This window comes from Methylobacterium sp. E-066, assembly GCF_022829635.1.
Lineage (GTDB): Bacteria > Pseudomonadota > Alphaproteobacteria > Rhizobiales > Beijerinckiaceae > Methylobacterium.
Genome location: NZ_JAKSYO010000186.1, coordinates 95,016 through 111,048 on the forward strand (window position 1 = coordinate 95,016; position 16,033 = coordinate 111,048).

Genomic DNA, 16,033 nt, shown 5'->3' on the forward strand with positions numbered 1-16,033 from the left:
TCCCGCCCCCAGCAGACGCTCCTAAGTTCGCCAACTTAGCGTCATGCCCACGCGGGACCGTACAGGTTCTCCGACCCGCCCGCCGAGTGAATCGGTGAACGTGTTCGGCTGCCTCGGATTCGCACGCCGCCGCGCTCCGCGCAAGGGCGCGGCCGAGATCCGTCCTCAGCCGATCCCGGACCGACCGCCTCGCCGAACAATTCTCCGCGCCCCAAGACGGGCGCGGCCCGCCCTCAACTTGTCTGGATCCCGAAATGCTTCACCCGTCACTCATAGAGCCATGGCCGCCCACCTTCGAACCGTCTCTCCCATCAGGTGCGTCCCGCCGTCTGCCAACGCGCTCGTCGGTCTCCACCATCGGGGGGTTGGTCCATCGCGAGACGCGCCGCCGGATCGGTTTGCAAGGCATGATCGAGATGAACACGACGCTCGTCCTGCTCGCGCGCCACAAAGGTAATCCATAGGCTCCAAGAGGCGTTCGCGGACGCTCATGCTTCTCGACCTGCGAAGTTCGACCTCACGGTCCGCTTCGAACACGTTCACGCTGATCGCGTCGACAGGTCTTCGTAGTCCAAGAAAATGTCGATCAGCGTTTGATAGCCATGAGGACCATTGACGACATGGGAAACGAGACCGAGGACCGTCAAAAAGAAAAGACGAATGCAAGGATTGAGATGGTGATTGAGATGGTTGCAGAAGCTGTAAGAGTATCAATCTTGGAAGAAATTACGAAACATCGCGAGAAGATTGACGGCCAAATGATTGCCAAGCGATACAGTGTTGACATAGCAATCGCAGAAGTAGCGCTTAGAAAGCTCGTCAAAGAAGGTTTCGCAAGAAAATTCGATACGTATATCGGCGCTGTTTCGATGAGCCCCGCCGAGATCATCAAGCTTGCAGATGATCGAGGGATAGCGGAAGGGATTCTTTTCAGAGATGCCATGCCGAGAAAATCCCAAATAGAACTTGACGTTATATTGAGCGTCATTTGCAATGGGTTGAGATCGAAAACCAGACGGGAATTCGTATATGCTGACATAAAAGTTTTTAGATTGATGTACGGCCACTCAAAAAATGGTCTGAGACCTTCGGTTTATATGTTGAAGAGAATTTATCATAAGTACGATTACTACTCGTGGGGAAGCCACGATGTAGCTAGGAAAAACTTACTTCGACTTCGTGAGGTGATAGAGCTTTGCAAGTCCAGTAAGTTCTCTGAGGCGCAAGGCGTTCTTACATATAGTATTTTCGAATCTAGCTACGCAACATATAAAGAATTCTGGAATAAATTAAAAATTCGAACTTCAAACGAATGAACATGTGGTCTGATCCGTCCGACCGTTTTTTCTGATACAACAAGTATAAACTCAGCAAAGAATTTTTGAGAATGGCAATGGGATCGAATGCGTACCGCTCCACTTGCCTGAATCGATGTGACAGTCGCAATACTTCATCGTGATATCGCTTTCGAGCTCCAGAAAGTCGACCAGTTGGAAAGCCGCCGTCTCCAGTGCCGGTGATTCAGGATTTTCGCCATGTCGAACAAAATTTTGCACGAAGATTTGTCTAGGCTGACGCCGGGCGCTCGCACGCGAAATAATGTGGTGAGCCTCCATGGCGGCGCACTCGTGTCGAAGCTGTCGGACGGTGACGGACGATACTGGCTTGAAGCGACCGTACCCGACCCATCGCCACTAGATCCAGGATCTGTTTCCAGAACGAAGCGCGGCGATCCATGCCCGCCCGGAACGATGCCGATTTCCTCCCCGGGATCGATGGAGGTCGACGAAGTCCCAGGAGTCTGGGGTGATCTCTCGCCGCGGGTGGTGGGATCCCATCTCAATTTCTCCGAGGAGGTCCGTCGACGTATGAACGCTGCTGTCAGACCGATTTTGGAGGCCTTCGCTCGGTGCCAGGGGCTTTGGTCGAAACGGCTCCTCGGGGCGATCGGGGGTCCGACGCCGCTCACACATCCGGTCATCGTACGTGAACTGGGCGGTGCGCTCCATTCCGAGGCCATGCGCAGCGCGATCACCGCCAACGCCAATTTTGCCTTGGTGCCGTTGCAGGTCCGAGCGGGCTTAGCGAAGCTGATGGCGCAAGAGCTCGCAACGCCTCCGTCCGGCGAGGCGAAAGAAGCTTTCGCGGACTGGGACAAGCCTCTCGTGCAGGTCGGCCATCATCATCCGGCCTGGCACGCCAAGGACGCGGTCGCGTGGCTCAAGAATTTCCCTCCGGTCCGGCGCCTGCCCCAGCCGTTGGACACCTGGGACGATGCCACAGCTGCCGTCTGGCTGAACGATCGTGTGTCGATCGCGACAGCCCCGCAGGACGGGGACGCAGACAGCGTGGTGATGGCCATCGACGCGTCGAACCCTTGGAAGCCCCCTCTCGAGGTGCTGCACAACCTCGACGAACTCGAACTGGAGGACCTCGCTTATCGCGTCTTCGTCGAACGACTGCGCCGTGAAGTGATGCCTAGCTACATCAGCGAGCGAAGGATCCTCGTTCGGGACGTCATCCTGCACGTCACCTTCGGTTACTTGACGCTTCCAGATGCACGTTGGCGTGTGCGTGAACACGACGTAAAGCGTGTCAGGCACTTCGATCGACTGTTCGGCACGGACCGCGAATGGATCCACGATCTCGTCTGCCGGATCGTCGATGCCTATGCATGGCCGAATGGCTTCACCGAGCCGGAACTCTGGTCTGAATTTCCAGGCTTGGAAGATGTCGAGCCATGATAGGCCTTCCCCACGGTTTGGTATGGGCTTGGTCAATCAAAGTCTACCACCTGCCTCCCTGAACTTGCGTCATTATCAATGGAAATCCGTCCGAGACAACTTTCCATTAACTACAAAACCATGCTTGTCGAGAATGCAGATGGATATCATATACGCGGGCCACCTCGATCGTTGCTTCCTGATGGGTAGGAAGCCGGACCGATTCCGGCTGGTACCGTCCTGCGATCACACGCCGCCTGCGGACGCGTTCGAGCCGTACCGGTCCTTCTTCCAACGTGCGGGGATGATGTACCTGCTGAGTGCTGGAGTCGTAGGTCCACTGGACCGTTCGCCACCTACGGAGAAGATCGTCTCGCATCGCGGGCACGACGGACGGATGTACGACTCGATCCTCCGAGCCGAACTGGAGGACGATGCGTTGCGCTTGGCCCGCCTTACCGTGCTCGCCAAGGCCTTCTCCGAGGCGACGGTGGAGACGATGCGCCTGCGTGCGCCGGAGGATCCCCACGAACCCAATCTAGTGCACCACGTCGAAGACATCCTCTTCGGCGTTCTCCAAGCTTTGCAGTCCGGCGCCACCCTTGTCCTGGCGGACTGCGACTGGCAAGTGCTCGTCGAGCTGCTGAACTGCGTGATCGAGAACGGCATCGCGTTGCCGTTCTGCATCCCTGATCTTCGGAAGATGAAGACGGTTGACAACCGGAACTCCGGCCCTGTCGCCAACCTTCGACCGGGCGATCACGGTGACCTGATCGCTGTGAGGGAAGATTTTGCGATGCAAGCGTACCGCCATCGTCTCAGCCGTCTTTCGGAGAGCCGTATGGTGAACGTCGGCTCTTTGCTGAAGGCGGCCCTGGAGGAAGCGCAGAAGTCCAGCCCGCATATCCGTGAGGCATCGGCGGACATCATCCTCACGTCGACACGGGTCAGAACGATCGATACCATCGATCTCGACACCGTCAGGGTCGACCCGTTCCGATGGACAAATCGCAAGCCGCTCAAGCCGAGGATGCACATCATCGTTTTGGGCGGCCTACGCAGCATCGCCTAACATCTCGATACGTCGTTAAATCATGGCCGTCGCTCGACAGGCGGTACACGTTGGATCGTGGAACCAGACCTCGACCAATTGCGATCAACATAAGCATCCAAGCCCAGCCGTGTTGAAGACATTAAAACAACTCTATGCCTTACACAAAATGTGAAAGCCTATTTGCCGAGACATCACGCACAGTCGATCCATAACGCAATTTGAACATAACTCTTGCAAGATCCCGAGGAGGACACCCGAGAATGAGCGACTCCAGAGACGAAGACGGTACTCACGAGGAAGCCTGGCCGTTCGAGCAAGTCCTGAAGGCCGGCATCGACGGCGCACGAGAGCAACAGAAGCGATTCCAGGCATACGTCACCGAAAGCAATCCCTCCTTGGCTGCTGCGCTCGCTGCGGAAGAGACACGCTTCGATAGCCTTGTGCGCACCACGATCGAACCAGCAATGCGTGATGTTGCCGAACAGGTTGCACGGAGCGGCTGGCATGTGTCGGTCGTTCGCGACGATGAACTGGATCGACTGGATATCTTTGCCACACCGGGTATCCGCTTCTATTGCAGCCAGAGACGGGCCCGCGGGGTAACCACCGACCTGATCTGGCCTCCTTGTTATATCGCTTTCTATGGTTGCGCCCGTTCTAAGGCTGTTCGCACGCTGATCGAACTGTCCGAGATCGACGCAAACTCGGTTCCCATCCGCAGTGAATCGCTCCAATATCCAAGTGTCACGCGCGAATTCGTCTATTCGTCGATCGCAGCCTTCATCGTAAATCTCAATAGCGTTCGCCCCCAGGCTGAATTATCCTAGTTCAACTTCCGAGTACCAGGGGCGTGCCATGCGGATCGGGATCCACGACTAGTCGACCCCTTTAAAACGGATCGCGTGAAGCAACGCCAAGCCAGATGAGTGGAATCAAAGGCGTCAAGCCATGGAAATCGTCTGGCTGGGTAGCTGAATCACGTTTACTCGAATGCAATTGCATTTCGTGCATCCAAATCGGTTGACCCGGACTGCAGATGTGGGCAAGGTACAGCAAGCGAAGGATAGGCTTTTCATCCGCCGGGCGCGGTCGCTAGAGCTGTTGCCGTTTAGGTTTGGTCATAAGCGTTGTATCCGTTGGCGGCGATGTAATTGCTACATTCATATTGGGTGAAAGCTGCGAAAGGCCCGGGCGATGGCTGCCCAAAGGTCTTGGACGGTTTGGACAGCGGCGGTGCGTAGCAGCCCTATGCTTGAGATGGCCTGATCAATCGGGTTGAAGTCGGGCGAATAGGCCGGGAGGTAGGGGAGCCGCGCCGGCCTCCTTGATGGCTCCGCGCACGCCGATGACTTTGTGGGATTGCAGGTTGTCGAGGATGACGGTGTCACCCGGCTTCAGCACCGGGACCAGGGTGTCGGTGACGTAGGCGCGGAAGCGCGCGCCGTTGGTGGCCCCGTCGAACAGGGTGGTGGTGACCAAGCCGCTGGTGCGCAGGGCAGCGGTGACGGTATTGGTCTTGTAATGGCCCTGGGGCACGAGGAGCCGGCAGCGCTCGCCGCGTGGAGCCCGACCGTAGGTGCGGGACATGTTCGTAGGGGACTGGCAGGAATTTCGTGTGGGGGCGGCCATAGTGGATCCGATGGAGGTTCCCGATGGCACGACGCAAAGCACCCCACATCCCTGACGCGCTCCTGGACCAGTTGCTAGCAGGCGCCGATCCCAAGACGGAGTTCGAGGCTGACGGCCTGCTAGAGCAGCTGAAGAAGGCCCTGGCCGAGCGGGCGCTCAACGCCGAGATGGATCATCATCTGGCGGGCGAGGACGCCGTCAACACCCGCAACGGCTACGGCCGCAAAACTGTGACGACCGAGACCGGCCGGATCGAGCTGACGATCCCACGCGATCGGCAGGCGACGTTCGACCCGCAGCTGATCGCCCGCTATCAGCGCCGTTTTCCCGGCTTCGACGACAAGATCGTGGCGATGTACGCCCGCGGCATGAGCACCCGGGAGATCGTCGGGCATCTGCGCGAGCTCTACGGGATCAAGGTCTCGCCCGACCTGATCAGCCCCGTGACCGACGCGGTGCTGGAGGAGGTCGCCGCATGGCAGGCTCGGCCGCTGGCGCCGGTCTATCCGCTCGTGTTCTTCGACGCCCTACGGATCAAAGTGCGCGACGAGGGCTTGGTGCGGAACAAGGCCGTGTACATCGCGCTCGGCGTGCGCGCCGACGGATCCAAGGAGATCCTCGGCCTGTGGCTGGAGCAGAACGAGGGCGCCAAGTTCTGGTTGTGGGGCATGCCGCGGACGACGATGAGCTCGCTGCTCGGCAGTTCGCGGTTCAGCCGCTTCGACTGGCGGTAGACGTCAGGGATCTGATCGTCACCGCCGACGATGATCACCACCGGGAGCGTCAGGTCGCGGTGGTGCTTTTCGAACTCGACCGTCACCGGCGTCATCAAGGCGGCATCTTCGGCTAAGGCGTGTAGTCGTAGCCAGGGATTGGCATAGTTATCCGGCCAGTAGGGGGAAGGTGACGCCAATCGCCCAGGCGAACGCGATTGCGTTGGCGATCCCAGCAACCCAGGGATGGCCGGTGCGCTTGTAGGCCCAGGTGCCGATCGCACCGTAGACGAGGAAGAACAGCAGGATCACCGGCACGATAATAACGAGGAAGAACAAACGTCCGAAATCGAGCCCGACGGCGAGGCCCAGCGACAACAAGAAGACCATCTTCGAGGCCGCGTAGGCGCCGCGCCCGGCATCCGGTCCGCGCATCAGCCACTCGTCGGCAAGAAAAAACGGGACGGTACCGATGAGCATCGCCAGGATGAGGACGATCCGGTTCGGCCCCGGCATGAAGGAGGTCACGTAGGTATCGATGGGCAGCGCGAGCCCGACGAAGCCGTAGAGGGTGACAGCCAACGCTCCGGCTGCCAGAGCTCCGACCGCCACCGGGGACGACGCGCTTTCCTGCGCTGTCACGGATCGAGACCGAATCCGCCATAGGCAGCCTGCAGTGAGCAGACCGTACATCGCAAAATGCGCGACGAGGTAATCCGCGACTAGGACTGGGAGGATATGGGTCGGCAGCACCCGCAGGACGAGTGGCGTCGCGACGGCGGGGAATACGAGCGCCGGCCACAGGCGCCGCCAGCCGAGGCCAGCTCCGACGGGCATCCGGCTCACCACGGGTAGGAGATGCGACGCAGCCCATGCCAGCGCCACGACGCCCGCAAGCAGCATTAGGATCCAAGGACCACGCTGATCGGGCGCCCCCAACATGCGAGGCGACCTCCCGAAGACTCCGTCGAGCCAGGTGACGGCCTCCGTGAGACTGGCACGGGCATACAGCACGCCGATGTGCTCGACGCCTGCCGAGACCGCAGCGCGGCGCGCTGTTCCGATCGCGACATCGCCGTAAGTTGCGTTTTCGCGCGGTGGCTCGGGTGCTGAAACCAGCCCGACCGCTCGAAGGGCCTCGCGGCGCAGGCCCCCTTCCCAGTCGCCAACGATCACCAGCAAGTTGCGCGGGCTCTCCCGCGTCACAGCAGGTGAGAACATCGAGACCGCGACTGTCGTTGCCACCCAGGGCAACGCCTGCGCGACGCGGACGACGATATCCGAGGCCATGGAGTGGCCGAGCAAAGCAACGCGCCCATCTCCACGCATCCGAACCTGCTCCGTGACCTGCGCCGTCACTGCCGCCAGATTGCGGGTGGCACCGTCCTCCCTGGCGATGCTACCGGTCAGCGGTGCCGGGTTGCGACCGTGACCAGGAAAATCGAAAGTCACCGCGACGTACCCGGCATGCGCCAGGGTGGTCGCGAAGGGCAGCATCAGCTGCTGCGATCCAGCAAAACCATGGGCGATCACTACGACAGGGCCGGGTTGCCCAACCTGAGTACGGAAGATCGTAACTGGGGTCCCGTCGATCGAGGTCGCCTCGATTGCCAGCCCGTCGGTCTCCGCCCGCAAGTGCCAGAGTGCTGCCGTGATCGCGCCGAGCGCAAGGGCCGCCACCGCCGTACGGAAAGCCTTGTACAGATAAGACAGCCTCATGGCAGCCTAGGTCGGCGTGCCGTGACCGTTCGTCCTCGGGCGATAGGTATGAGAAGATGCGACAGGAGGCGATGACGAAGTTCATGCCAATGCCGTGGATCGAGGCGCTCGTCGCCGTCAACGCGGAGATTGTCGCCTGCCGGAAACGACCCCTCGCCCATGTATCCGCATCGTCGTTTGGCAGCGGGGGGAGGACACGTCTCAAGACGACTGGCCAAACGCGCTGACTGCATATTGACGCGATCGCTCGAAGAAAAAAGCCGCAAGGAGGTGTCCACTTCTGAGGAGCGCTCAACGCAAGCATTTGTCGAGGGCTTGGTCCAATCAGCTGTGGCCCGGAGCGTCGACCCGAACGGCCGGTTTTGCTCGTGTCTTCAATCCAGCATGACGTAGTCTGGCGCAACGCGGACGGCAGAAGTTGACCGAAAGCTGCCCGTCCGGTTTCTGGCAAGCCGTAGCTCGAAGCAGACATGCACGCCTGACTGCGCGTTTTTCCGGCGCTTGAAAACCCGGCATATTTTTCCGACGAAACGTGAGCCCGTCTGGTGGGGCACCTGACGGTTGAGACTACTCGTCGGGAAAACGATCGGATTCCGGCACCCGTGGCAGTTGGCGGTCGTCCACATGTCCAGCGGCAGTACTGAATCGCAGGAGCGGTTCGCGACGGAGCAGGACGCCTACCGCGCGTTCACAGAGGTCGTAGAGAGCGACGGGATCGCATCGTTCAGCGCCACGGTCAGCAAAGTGGTGCACTGACCCCGTCCGCTGCCTCGTCGAAGAGACTGTGGAGAGGATCCAACAGCCAAGTTCTATCGAGGTCCGGTAACGACACTGATCCTGAACTGATTTTCTCATGCACTTAACGTTAAGCTGGTGGGCGGTCACGATCGCAAATGTGTCGCATCGTTGACATTAAATGCGACATTGATGACCGATTACTTTTCAAAATATCCGTGCAATAGAAAAATATGCGGCGGCCCCGCCGAGTCACATGCATTCGATCGGATCAACCCGTGTCTAACTATTCAACCACCGAATTGGCGGGCGACGTCGTCTCCGCCTACGTGTCAAACAACCCCGTTCCGGTTGCCGAGCTGCCGGCGCTGATCGCCCGCGTGCACGGCGCGATCGCTAGCCTCGCTTCCGGGACGAGCACCGTCGCGACCAGCACAGTCTTGGACGAAGCGGTCGACAAGCCGACCGCGGCCCAGATCCGCAAGTCGGTCCAGCAGGACGGGATCGTCAGCTTCTTGGACGGCAAGACCTACAAGACCTTGAAGCGTCACCTGACTGCGAATGGTCTGAGCCCGCAGAGCTACCGCGAGCGCTATGACCTGCCAGGCGACTATCCGATGGTCGCCCCGAGTTACGCCGAGCGGCGCTCTGCCCTCGCCAAGGCGATCGGCCTTGGGCGTCCAGGTGCAATGGCTAAGATTACCCCGAAGGGCCGACGCAAGGCTGCCTGATCAAGCCCTGCGCTTCAATCTAGTCGTCCCCCGATACGCCATCCCGGCAGCTATCCTACTAGGATGCGCATAGCCCTCACCTTCATCGTCCTTGCCGGTGGAGCGCAGGCCAGGGACTCAGGATATCCTTCGACGCATGCGCGTGCGAACCGATCATCATGCCTCGGTATGGGATCACCTCGGAACTTTGCGCCGACGAGCGCGTGCTACGCAGGTCCCAACGCGGCGATATCCGCTGCTATTTTTGGTATGTTCAATGAATACCATCAAAAAACTGATTTCGAATTTCGCAGAATTTATGTCGGCCAGACCCGGTCGGGCGGAAAATCATCAATTGCTTGCTTCGGAAGATGAGCGAGGTTCCGGTGCGAGGGCGACCAAAACGCCGAAGGATTTCAGCGGCGACTACCGCATAGCGACGGACATGCTGAGGGATCGAATCAACAGGCGCTTCCCGGACAACTTCCACGCGCGGGTTGGATCCAACGCGAACAGCATGCACGATTTTGGTGACGAGCGAGCCGGCGCGATCGACATGTCTTCGTCTGTCATAGCTGCAGCGCTGCGCGATGGTGCAACCGCACGGCAGGCAGCCGATGCCGGGGCTGCCAGCGTCGGTATCTGACTGGAGAGATAGCGCTTCGCCTGACAGAACGTCGGCCTGCTAACCCCGTCCTCGGTATGATGTTAAAGGGCCGCGCTGCGTATCGGCTATCGCCGGTGAGATAGACGACCTCCCCCACCAGCCCGTGATCAGATCGGGCGGCGGGGCCGAGCCGGACGGCTCAGCAATGTGCCGCACCGTATTTTGAATACATAGTGCGATCAGCGGCCTATCTCGTGCGTTGCCGGGGCCATGGACACGCTTGACGCCCACACCGACCGCCACGCCGCTACGCTGAACCGGCTCGCTCACACACTTGACGTGCCGGTGGCTGAACTCTTCGGCGAGCCGCCGGTCGGCGAAGCTGGCGCCCTGCTTGCCCTGGTGCAGTTCTGGTCGGCAATCGAGGACGGCGAGGGCCGCCATCGTGTCCTAAGCGTAGCAAGACGGGAAGCCGAGCGCGGCGGCTACAAGGGCTGTGCCTGAGTCAGCCCAGTCCATGCCGGGCAACCCCGCTTCTGGCCGCATGTTCGACCGCTTCCGAGCTGGTAAGAAACCGAAGTAGCCATCTCAGCATGATTGTCCCCGGTCGTGTCGATCCAGTTCGACCTGGAGGAATAGTGTAACCGGAAGGTGGAAGAATTGCCCCCTTCTCCAATCGTGATCAGCCTCCGGTGGAGATATCTGAGCCGACAGGGCGCCGTTCGGTCCAGACGACTCGACCAGCTTCATCTCTGAGGATGGCCGATCCCGAACGTTTCCCAAGCAACCGAGTGAACCGGCCAGCGGCCTCGATGACCGCTTCCGTCTCTGTGCAGGCGCTGAACTGCTCCCGACCGAACGCGATACCGCTCGCAGTTGCACGATGAACTACATATTGGAGGTGGAATAGGGTCATGCTTCGACGATGAACACTGATTGCCAGCGTAGATGGGGGGCTCCATCACCGGTCAAGTTAGATCTGTGAGAACATTTCGGGTTTCTAGCTATGCTACCCGCCAATTCTCTTGATGCCGAGGTGTAGCCTGATCCAGTCTTGAGCCGCGTCCACATCGAGGAACAGGGGAGCGCTCATCACCGCGGTCAGGCCGAACCCGGCCTCTAGGAACCACATGCCCGCGTTGGCCCCGTGCTGCCCGGACAGTTGCACCAGCACTGCCACGAGGAACCCGTCCGCGAACACGAGTTGGCCGTCGCTGTCTTCACTGCTGGTGGCGACACGCACGGGCTGGAGGTAGAGGGTCATCCCGCCGCTCGCCTCTGCAAGTGCAGGTAGGTCGCGTCGAACTCTGAGGCTCGGACAAGCTCGTCCCACGCCTTCACCACCAGTGTCTGCCGGTGCAGCGTGATCAGCCCACGACCGCGCATCTCCTTCAACACGCGGTTGATGTGCACGGCCGTCATGCCGGTGGCGTCGGCGAGATCGGTCTGGGTGATCGGCAGGGGACATCGGTGATCACCCGCCAGACCGACCGACTCCTGCTTCAGGTACAGTTCGCAGAACAGGTGCGCCAAGTGCTCGAACGCCGGGCGACGGCCCATGGCGATCAACCACTCCCGGAAGATCGCCGCGTCGATCAGCGTGTCACGCCAGAGCGCGGCGGCGATGGTCGGAAAGCGGGCTGTGAGGTCGTGCATGCTCTCGTGCGGGACGAACGCCACGGTGGCCTGGGTCATCGTCCCGAGGCTGTGGTCCATCAGCGGGATGTGAAGGCTCTGCAAATCCGGGATGTCGCCCGCGATGTGGAACGAGAAGATCTGGCGGCGCCCCTCGCTCAGGAACTTGTACCGACAGGCCCAACCTTCCAGGATGACACAGCACTGGGTCGCCCGGTCTCCGTCCCGCACGATGTCCTGTCTTGCCGTGAGGGTCCGCACCCGGACGGGCAGACGTTCGATCGCCCGTCGTTCCTCGTCAGAGAGGCGGGTGACGCTCTCCAGCTTGCGGATGAGCGGGTAGAGGGCGTGGGGGAGCTTTGCAGCCATCGTGGCGTCGCCTTGCGTCGCAGGCGGAAGCACACGGCTCTCCCAGGCGGCAGCACCTGTATCGGAGCGGCTGACGATCCTATGAGCGTAGGAGGTGTATTAACTCCGCGATCAAACCTGCGTTAAGATTTTCGGCGATCCCGGTGCTCCGCATGGTCGCCCCCCGTCTGTTGAGATGTCGGACCTCACGGTTACGTGACCGGGCTGCACGCACCGTGTTAACCTCAATCAGAGCCGGGCCTCGGTGAAGCGGCTACGGCGTCGGCATGGCAAACCGGCTCATGACGCTCGACCTGTTCGCCACCCTCGACATCGTCGAGGACGATGTCACCGCCGTGGTGGACGCCTACATCGACGATCCAACTTCTGGTCCGGTCTCGTTCGGTGAGATTTATCGGATCGACCCTGCCGCGGCCGTTGCAGCCCACCCCTTCGCCCAAACGCTCATGGGTCAGTTCTGGGCAAGCCCGGAGCTTCGGCGGGCCGCTATCCGTGCCGCCATCATGCTCGCGCAGCCGGAGCGGGTGTAGCCGGCGCGCCCGGTCAGTTGCGAGCAGACAGCAGCTAGCGTCCGCTCAGCCACTGAGACGTGATTTCTCGAAACGCCGCATCGCCGCTCGCCTCTGACGCGCCCTCCGAGCCGAAGGACCGGGCCGACTGGCGCACGACTATATCATCCCGCGTGACCGACCAATCGAACCGGCCTGGCTCCTTTGAGGAGGGAGTAACCCGCAGCTTGTGGGGGTTCGGCTTGAAGATGATCATCTCTCACATGTGGGGAGCCGCAGGCCCATCCACGATAGGACCCAGGGTGGCCCGAAGGTCTGGAACTGTACTCAATCTCATGCGCTGCCATAAACACAATATATGATGGTATGGTGCCGCCGGATTGCGTGTCTCTCGACGCGCCGATCTCGAAGCCTATCCCGCATAATTGCGATACGCCGTCCGGATCGGGGCGAAACGACCGCCGAAGAGCGCGTCGTGAGCCATGATCGAGACCCTGATCCGCAAGCTCAGCACCGCAGGCGGACTAACCGAGGCCGATCTCGTGACGTTGCGGCGCGCGAGCCTGCATAGCCGACCGGTCCCAGCCCGTCGGGATCTCACCAGCGAAGAAGATCGACCCGATAACGTGCATCTCGTCCTCTCCGGCTTCGTCTGCCGCTACAAGATCCTGCCGAAGGGTCAGCGCCACATCACTGCCCTCATGGTGCCGGGCGATTTCTGCGACCTGCACGTCGCCATCCTCGACGAGATGGACCATTCGCTCGGCACGATGACGCCGTGCACCGTGGTGGAGATCCCACGCGCCACCATCCAGGACCTGACCGAGAACCATCCCCGCATCGCCCACGCTCTCTGGTGGGCGACCCTCGTCGATGAGGCCGTACTGCGCGAGTGGCTCGTCAGCTTGGCGGGACGCGAGGCCGCCGAGCGGATGGCACACCTGTTCTGTGAGCTGCTGCTGCGCCTGCGTGTGGTCGGCTTGGCGGAGAAGGACGGTTACGCTTTGCCCTTCACCCAGATTGACCTCGCCGACATGCTCGGTCTGACGCCGGTTCACGTGAACCGCGTGATGAAACACCTGCGGTCCGAAGACCTGATCGTCCTCAAGAAGCGTCGCCTTGAGATCCCAGATGTGGCTCGGCTGAAAGCATTCTGCGACTTCGTCCCAACCTACCTGCATCACACGCCAAGAGCGAAAAAAACTTTGGGTTCACCAACACAGGCTACAAACGTCAGCCCCCGAATGAGGCAGAACCAAACACATCGCTGATCGAACATTTGGGCGTCAGCGGCTGAGAGATGCGAATGCTCCCGCCTGAGCGAGATCGGATATCTCATGCCCCATTTTTTCTTCGATACCGACGACGGCCACTTCCGCCATGAGGACGATGAGGGCTTCGACTTGCCCAGCCTCGACGCCGCTCGCATCGAGGCATTGGATGCCCTCCCGGAAATGGCGCGTAACAAGTTCCCGGACCGGGATCGTCGCACCTATTCGGTTCGGGTGCGCGATAAGGACGGGACGGCGGTCTACTCCGCCTCGCTCGCCTTGGTCGGTGAGTGGCACGTTCCACGTGCGGGTTCGTCGTCTTAGCCCTCCTCCAGCAGTCCGACGTTCGCAACAAGCTCCTCCAAGCCCTTCCGCCGGAGGATTTTTCCAGTCTGCGACCCGCATGGCGCCCCCGGGAGATGCCCCTGCAACAGGTCCTGATCCCGTCCCATACGACGATCGCGACGGCGTATTTCCCGGAGGCGGGCTTCGTCTCGATCACCCGCGATCAACCCAGCGGTCGGGTCGAGATCGGGTTGATCGGCCGGGAGGGGCTGATCGGGGACTCTCTCATCCTGCTCGGCGACGCCCGTAGCCCGCACAACCATTTCGTGCAGATGGCCGCCGGGCACATGCTGAGCATCGCTGTGGCGGTGCTGCGGGCCGATGTGGAACAGCGCCCGGCCCTGCGCCGGGTGCTGCATCGCTCTATCCAGGCGCAGTTCGTCCAGACCGCCCAGACGGCTTTCGCCAACGCGGCAGCTACCGACCGAGGCCGTGTGAGAACGCTGATCGTCAGGGGTTGAGGAGATCGCGGGGATTCGCGCGGCGGATCGAGGTGGTGGGCCTCAAGCCCGGATGGCCGCCATGAGCGGACCGACTCCGAAGATCTGGATCATCCGCTTCATGTTGTAGGCCAGAACCTGCAGGCTCATCTCGGTTCTGACCTTCGCCAAGGTCCGGGCCAGGAAGTGGGTCGCTCCCATCCAGGCCTTCAGCGTGCCGAACGGGTGCTCGACGGTCTGGCGACGGATCTTCATCGCGTCCGGCATCCGGTCGAGCCGCGCCTGCATCGCGTCGAGGACGCCCTCGTGCACCCAGCGTTTGACACGCCGCGTCTCCGCCGGCGTGCAGCGGGGCTTGAGCGCGCAATCGAGACAGGCCGTCAGGTTGCGGTAGTGGTCCATCTCGTCACCCTCGGCCCGGCGATCGGACCGGGCGAGCCCCTTGGTCAGGTGCTGGCCGGCGGGACAGGTGTAGTGATCCTGTTCGGCGTCGTAGACGAAGTCCTGTCCCGTGAAGAGGCCACGCTTGGCATGGCCCGAGGTCAGGGTCTTTGGCACGCAGGGCAGCACGCCAGTGCCTTTGCAGGCCAGGACCTGCTCGCCGTTGAGGTAGCCCCGGTCGGCCAGCACCGTGAGCGTGTCGCATCCCGTCGCCGCCTGCGCCAGAAGCCCCATCGGCGCGAGTTGCGCCCGGTCGTTCCCGATGTTGGTCACATCGTGCGCCACGATCAGGTGATGCTCGGCATCCACGGCCGCCTGGACGTTGTAGCCGACCATGCCGGTGCCCTTGCCGCTGGTCGCCATGGAGCGCGCATCGGAATCGGTCAGCGAGATCTGGCCGTCAGGTGCGGCCTCGACCTGCCGGCCTCTCGCTTGGAGAACCTGCATCTGCTCGCGCAAGCCAGTGATCTTTTGCTTGAGCCGCGTCGTGCGCGCCTCGGCGATGTCGCTTGGCTCGCGGTCGGCCCGGTCCAGCGCCGCGAGGTAACGGCCGATGCTAGTCTCGACCTGGGCAAGTCGAGCTTCGACCTTGGCGGCGGTGAAGTTTCTGTCGCGGTTGTTCACCGCCTTGAACTTGCTGCCGTCGACCGCGACGACGGCCTTGCTGAACAGGTTCAGCCTGCGGCACAGCACCACGAACTGCGCGCAGGCGGCCTGGATGGCCGAACCGTTGTCCTTGCGGAAGTCGGCCAACGTCTTGAAGTCGGGCATCAGCCGACCGGTCAGCCAGATCAGCTCGATGTTGCGCTGGCTCTCGCGTTCGAGGCGCCGGCTCGACGGAACGCGGTTGAGGTAGCCGTAGAGATAGATCTTGAGCAGGATCGCCGGATGGTAGGCGGGACGGCCCGTTGCCTCCGGCACGGCGCCCGCGAAGCCGAGCTTTGTCAGATCGAGCTCATCGACGAACACCTCGACGAGGCGAACCGGATTGTCCGCAGTGATGTAGTCGTCCAGACAGTCGGGAAGCAGTGTGATCTGCTGACGATCCTCGCCTGCAATGAAACGCTTCATCCCGACCTCCCAAGATCAGGATTTACACTAACAGATCAGCGCGTTTTCACACAGCCTGGGCC

16 protein-coding genes and 3 pseudogenes are annotated in these 16,033 nt (G+C 61.2%); 12 read left to right on the forward strand and 7 right to left on the reverse strand.

Annotation, left to right across the window (positions count from 1 at the left end; all coding sequences use genetic code 11):
- Window positions 1-620: 620 nt before the first annotated feature.
- A complete protein-coding gene (locus MKL20_RS28095) occupies window positions 621-1,316 on the forward strand; it encodes a hypothetical protein (protein WP_244039430.1) in 696 nt (231 codons plus the stop codon).
- Window positions 1,317-1,367: 51 nt separating this feature from the next.
- Here MKL20_RS28095 and MKL20_RS28100 read toward each other — a convergent pair whose 3' ends face one another.
- Complete coding sequence (locus MKL20_RS28100; RefSeq protein ID WP_244039431.1) at window positions 1,368-1,616, reverse strand: hypothetical protein; 249 nt, start codon at window positions 1,614-1,616, stop codon at window positions 1,368-1,370.
- Between the two features lie 252 nt (window positions 1,617-1,868).
- On the opposite strand from MKL20_RS28100, the gene MKL20_RS28105 reads away from it, so the two are divergent.
- The 3 genes from MKL20_RS28105 (at window position 1,869) to MKL20_RS28115 (ending at window position 4,604) form a co-directional block, all read left to right on the forward strand.
- Window positions 1,869-2,744 (forward strand): hypothetical protein, encoded by an 876-nt coding sequence (locus MKL20_RS28105; protein WP_244039432.1) that lies wholly within the window; start codon window positions 1,869-1,871, stop codon window positions 2,742-2,744.
- Window positions 2,745-3,120: 376 nt separating this feature from the next.
- Window positions 3,121-3,795 carry a hypothetical protein gene (locus MKL20_RS28110; RefSeq protein WP_244039433.1) on the forward strand — a complete coding sequence of 225 codons (675 nt, stop codon included), beginning with the start codon at window positions 3,121-3,123 and terminating at the stop codon, window positions 3,793-3,795.
- A 242-nt stretch (window positions 3,796-4,037) separates the two neighbouring features.
- Window positions 4,038-4,604, forward strand: coding sequence for a hypothetical protein (locus tag MKL20_RS28115; RefSeq protein ID WP_244039434.1), 567 nt, complete (start codon window positions 4,038-4,040; stop codon window positions 4,602-4,604).
- A gap of 281 nt (window positions 4,605-4,885) precedes the next feature.
- Here the strand turns inward: MKL20_RS28115 and MKL20_RS28120 are convergent.
- Window positions 4,886-5,370 (reverse strand): annotated as a pseudogene (locus MKL20_RS28120) (transposase); the annotation flags it as partial.
- A 59-nt stretch (window positions 5,371-5,429) separates the two neighbouring features.
- On the opposite strand from MKL20_RS28120, the pseudogene MKL20_RS28125 reads away from it, so the two are divergent.
- Window positions 5,430-6,068: pseudogene (locus MKL20_RS28125) on the forward strand (IS256 family transposase); the annotation flags it as partial.
- Here MKL20_RS28125 and MKL20_RS28130 read toward each other — a convergent pair.
- Both MKL20_RS28130 and MKL20_RS28135 read right to left on the reverse strand, forming a co-directional pair.
- Window positions 6,050-6,268: pseudogene (locus tag MKL20_RS28130) on the reverse strand (alpha/beta hydrolase); the annotation flags it as partial. The pseudogenes MKL20_RS28125 and MKL20_RS28130 sit on opposite strands and share 19 nt — an antisense overlap.
- Window positions 6,269-6,287: 19 nt before the next feature.
- On the reverse strand, window positions 6,288-7,838 hold the full coding sequence (locus MKL20_RS28135) for an alpha/beta hydrolase (protein ID WP_244039435.1): 1,551 nt from the start codon (window positions 7,836-7,838) through the stop codon (window positions 6,288-6,290).
- A gap of 968 nt (window positions 7,839-8,806) precedes the next feature.
- On the opposite strand from MKL20_RS28135, the gene MKL20_RS28140 reads away from it, so the two are divergent.
- The 3 genes from MKL20_RS28140 (at window position 8,807) to MKL20_RS28150 (ending at window position 10,394) form a co-directional block, all read left to right on the forward strand.
- Complete coding sequence (locus tag MKL20_RS28140) at window positions 8,807-9,304, forward strand: MucR family transcriptional regulator (RefSeq protein WP_409568209.1); 498 nt, start codon at window positions 8,807-8,809, stop codon at window positions 9,302-9,304.
- A gap of 256 nt (window positions 9,305-9,560) precedes the next feature.
- Complete coding sequence (locus tag MKL20_RS28145; protein WP_244020140.1) at window positions 9,561-9,929, forward strand: hypothetical protein; 369 nt, start codon at window positions 9,561-9,563, stop codon at window positions 9,927-9,929.
- 231 nt (window positions 9,930-10,160) lie between these two features.
- Window positions 10,161-10,394, forward strand: coding sequence for a hypothetical protein (locus tag MKL20_RS28150; protein WP_244039437.1), 234 nt, complete (start codon window positions 10,161-10,163; stop codon window positions 10,392-10,394).
- 505 nt (window positions 10,395-10,899) lie between these two features.
- On the opposite strand, the gene MKL20_RS28155 is transcribed toward MKL20_RS28150, so the two are convergent.
- Window positions 10,900-11,154 (reverse strand): hypothetical protein, encoded by a 255-nt coding sequence (locus tag MKL20_RS28155; RefSeq protein ID WP_244039438.1) that lies wholly within the window; start codon window positions 11,152-11,154, stop codon window positions 10,900-10,902.
- A complete protein-coding gene (locus tag MKL20_RS28160) occupies window positions 11,151-11,894 on the reverse strand; it encodes a Crp/Fnr family transcriptional regulator (protein WP_244039439.1) in 744 nt (247 codons plus the stop codon). Before MKL20_RS28160 ends, MKL20_RS28155 begins: the two co-directional genes overlap by 4 nt.
- Window positions 11,895-12,175: 281 nt before the next feature.
- Between MKL20_RS28160 and MKL20_RS28165 the strand changes: the two genes are divergently transcribed.
- From MKL20_RS28165 to MKL20_RS28180, 4 genes are all read left to right on the forward strand, one after another.
- On the forward strand, window positions 12,176-12,424 hold the full coding sequence (locus MKL20_RS28165) for a hypothetical protein (protein ID WP_243969655.1): 249 nt from the start codon (window positions 12,176-12,178) through the stop codon (window positions 12,422-12,424).
- A 461-nt stretch (window positions 12,425-12,885) separates the two neighbouring features.
- Window positions 12,886-13,674, forward strand: a complete 789-nt coding sequence (locus tag MKL20_RS28170; RefSeq protein ID WP_244039440.1) for a Crp/Fnr family transcriptional regulator — start codon at window positions 12,886-12,888, stop codon at window positions 13,672-13,674.
- A 66-nt stretch (window positions 13,675-13,740) separates the two neighbouring features.
- Window positions 13,741-13,998, forward strand: a complete 258-nt coding sequence (locus MKL20_RS28175) for a DUF6894 family protein (RefSeq protein WP_244039441.1) — start codon at window positions 13,741-13,743, stop codon at window positions 13,996-13,998.
- Window positions 13,999-14,093: 95 nt separating this feature from the next.
- Window positions 14,094-14,480 carry a hypothetical protein gene (locus MKL20_RS28180; protein WP_244039442.1) on the forward strand — a complete coding sequence of 129 codons (387 nt, stop codon included), beginning with the start codon at window positions 14,094-14,096 and terminating at the stop codon, window positions 14,478-14,480.
- Window positions 14,481-14,522: 42 nt separating this feature from the next.
- Here the strand turns inward: MKL20_RS28180 and MKL20_RS28185 are convergent, their stop codons facing one another.
- Window positions 14,523-15,971 carry an IS1182 family transposase gene (locus tag MKL20_RS28185; RefSeq protein ID WP_244039443.1) on the reverse strand — a complete coding sequence of 483 codons (1,449 nt, stop codon included), beginning with the start codon at window positions 15,969-15,971 and terminating at the stop codon, window positions 14,523-14,525.
- Between the last annotated feature and the right edge of the window lie 62 nt (window positions 15,972-16,033).

What these genes read in the sequence shown, in the direction of transcription:
- MKL20_RS28095 (WP_244039430.1), top strand. Translation starts at nt 621, where the DNA reads ATGGGAAACGAGACCGAGGACCGTCAAAAAGAAAAGACGAATGCAAGG.
- MKL20_RS28100 (WP_244039431.1), bottom strand. Translation starts at nt 1,616, where the DNA reads ATGGAGGCTCACCACATTATTTCGCGTGCGAGCGCCCGGCGTCAGCCT.
- MKL20_RS28105 (WP_244039432.1), top strand. Translation starts at nt 1,869, where the DNA reads ATGAACGCTGCTGTCAGACCGATTTTGGAGGCCTTCGCTCGGTGCCAG.
- MKL20_RS28110 (WP_244039433.1), top strand. Translation starts at nt 3,121, where the DNA reads ATGTACGACTCGATCCTCCGAGCCGAACTGGAGGACGATGCGTTGCGC.
- MKL20_RS28115 (WP_244039434.1), top strand. Translation starts at nt 4,038, where the DNA reads ATGAGCGACTCCAGAGACGAAGACGGTACTCACGAGGAAGCCTGGCCG.
- MKL20_RS28135 (WP_244039435.1), bottom strand. Translation starts at nt 7,838, where the DNA reads ATGAGGCTGTCTTATCTGTACAAGGCTTTCCGTACGGCGGTGGCGGCC.
- MKL20_RS28140 (WP_409568209.1), top strand. Translation starts at nt 8,807, where the DNA reads ATGCGGCGGCCCCGCCGAGTCACATGCATTCGATCGGATCAACCCGTG.
- MKL20_RS28145 (WP_244020140.1), top strand. Translation starts at nt 9,561, where the DNA reads ATGAATACCATCAAAAAACTGATTTCGAATTTCGCAGAATTTATGTCG.
- MKL20_RS28150 (WP_244039437.1), top strand. Translation starts at nt 10,161, where the DNA reads ATGGACACGCTTGACGCCCACACCGACCGCCACGCCGCTACGCTGAAC.
- MKL20_RS28155 (WP_244039438.1), bottom strand. Translation starts at nt 11,154, where the DNA reads ATGACCCTCTACCTCCAGCCCGTGCGTGTCGCCACCAGCAGTGAAGAC.
- MKL20_RS28160 (WP_244039439.1), bottom strand. Translation starts at nt 11,894, where the DNA reads ATGGCTGCAAAGCTCCCCCACGCCCTCTACCCGCTCATCCGCAAGCTG.
- MKL20_RS28165 (WP_243969655.1), top strand. Translation starts at nt 12,176, where the DNA reads ATGACGCTCGACCTGTTCGCCACCCTCGACATCGTCGAGGACGATGTC.
- MKL20_RS28170 (WP_244039440.1), top strand. Translation starts at nt 12,886, where the DNA reads ATGATCGAGACCCTGATCCGCAAGCTCAGCACCGCAGGCGGACTAACC.
- MKL20_RS28175 (WP_244039441.1), top strand. Translation starts at nt 13,741, where the DNA reads ATGCCCCATTTTTTCTTCGATACCGACGACGGCCACTTCCGCCATGAG.
- MKL20_RS28180 (WP_244039442.1), top strand. Translation starts at nt 14,094, where the DNA reads ATGCCCCTGCAACAGGTCCTGATCCCGTCCCATACGACGATCGCGACG.
- MKL20_RS28185 (WP_244039443.1), bottom strand. Translation starts at nt 15,971, where the DNA reads ATGAAGCGTTTCATTGCAGGCGAGGATCGTCAGCAGATCACACTGCTT.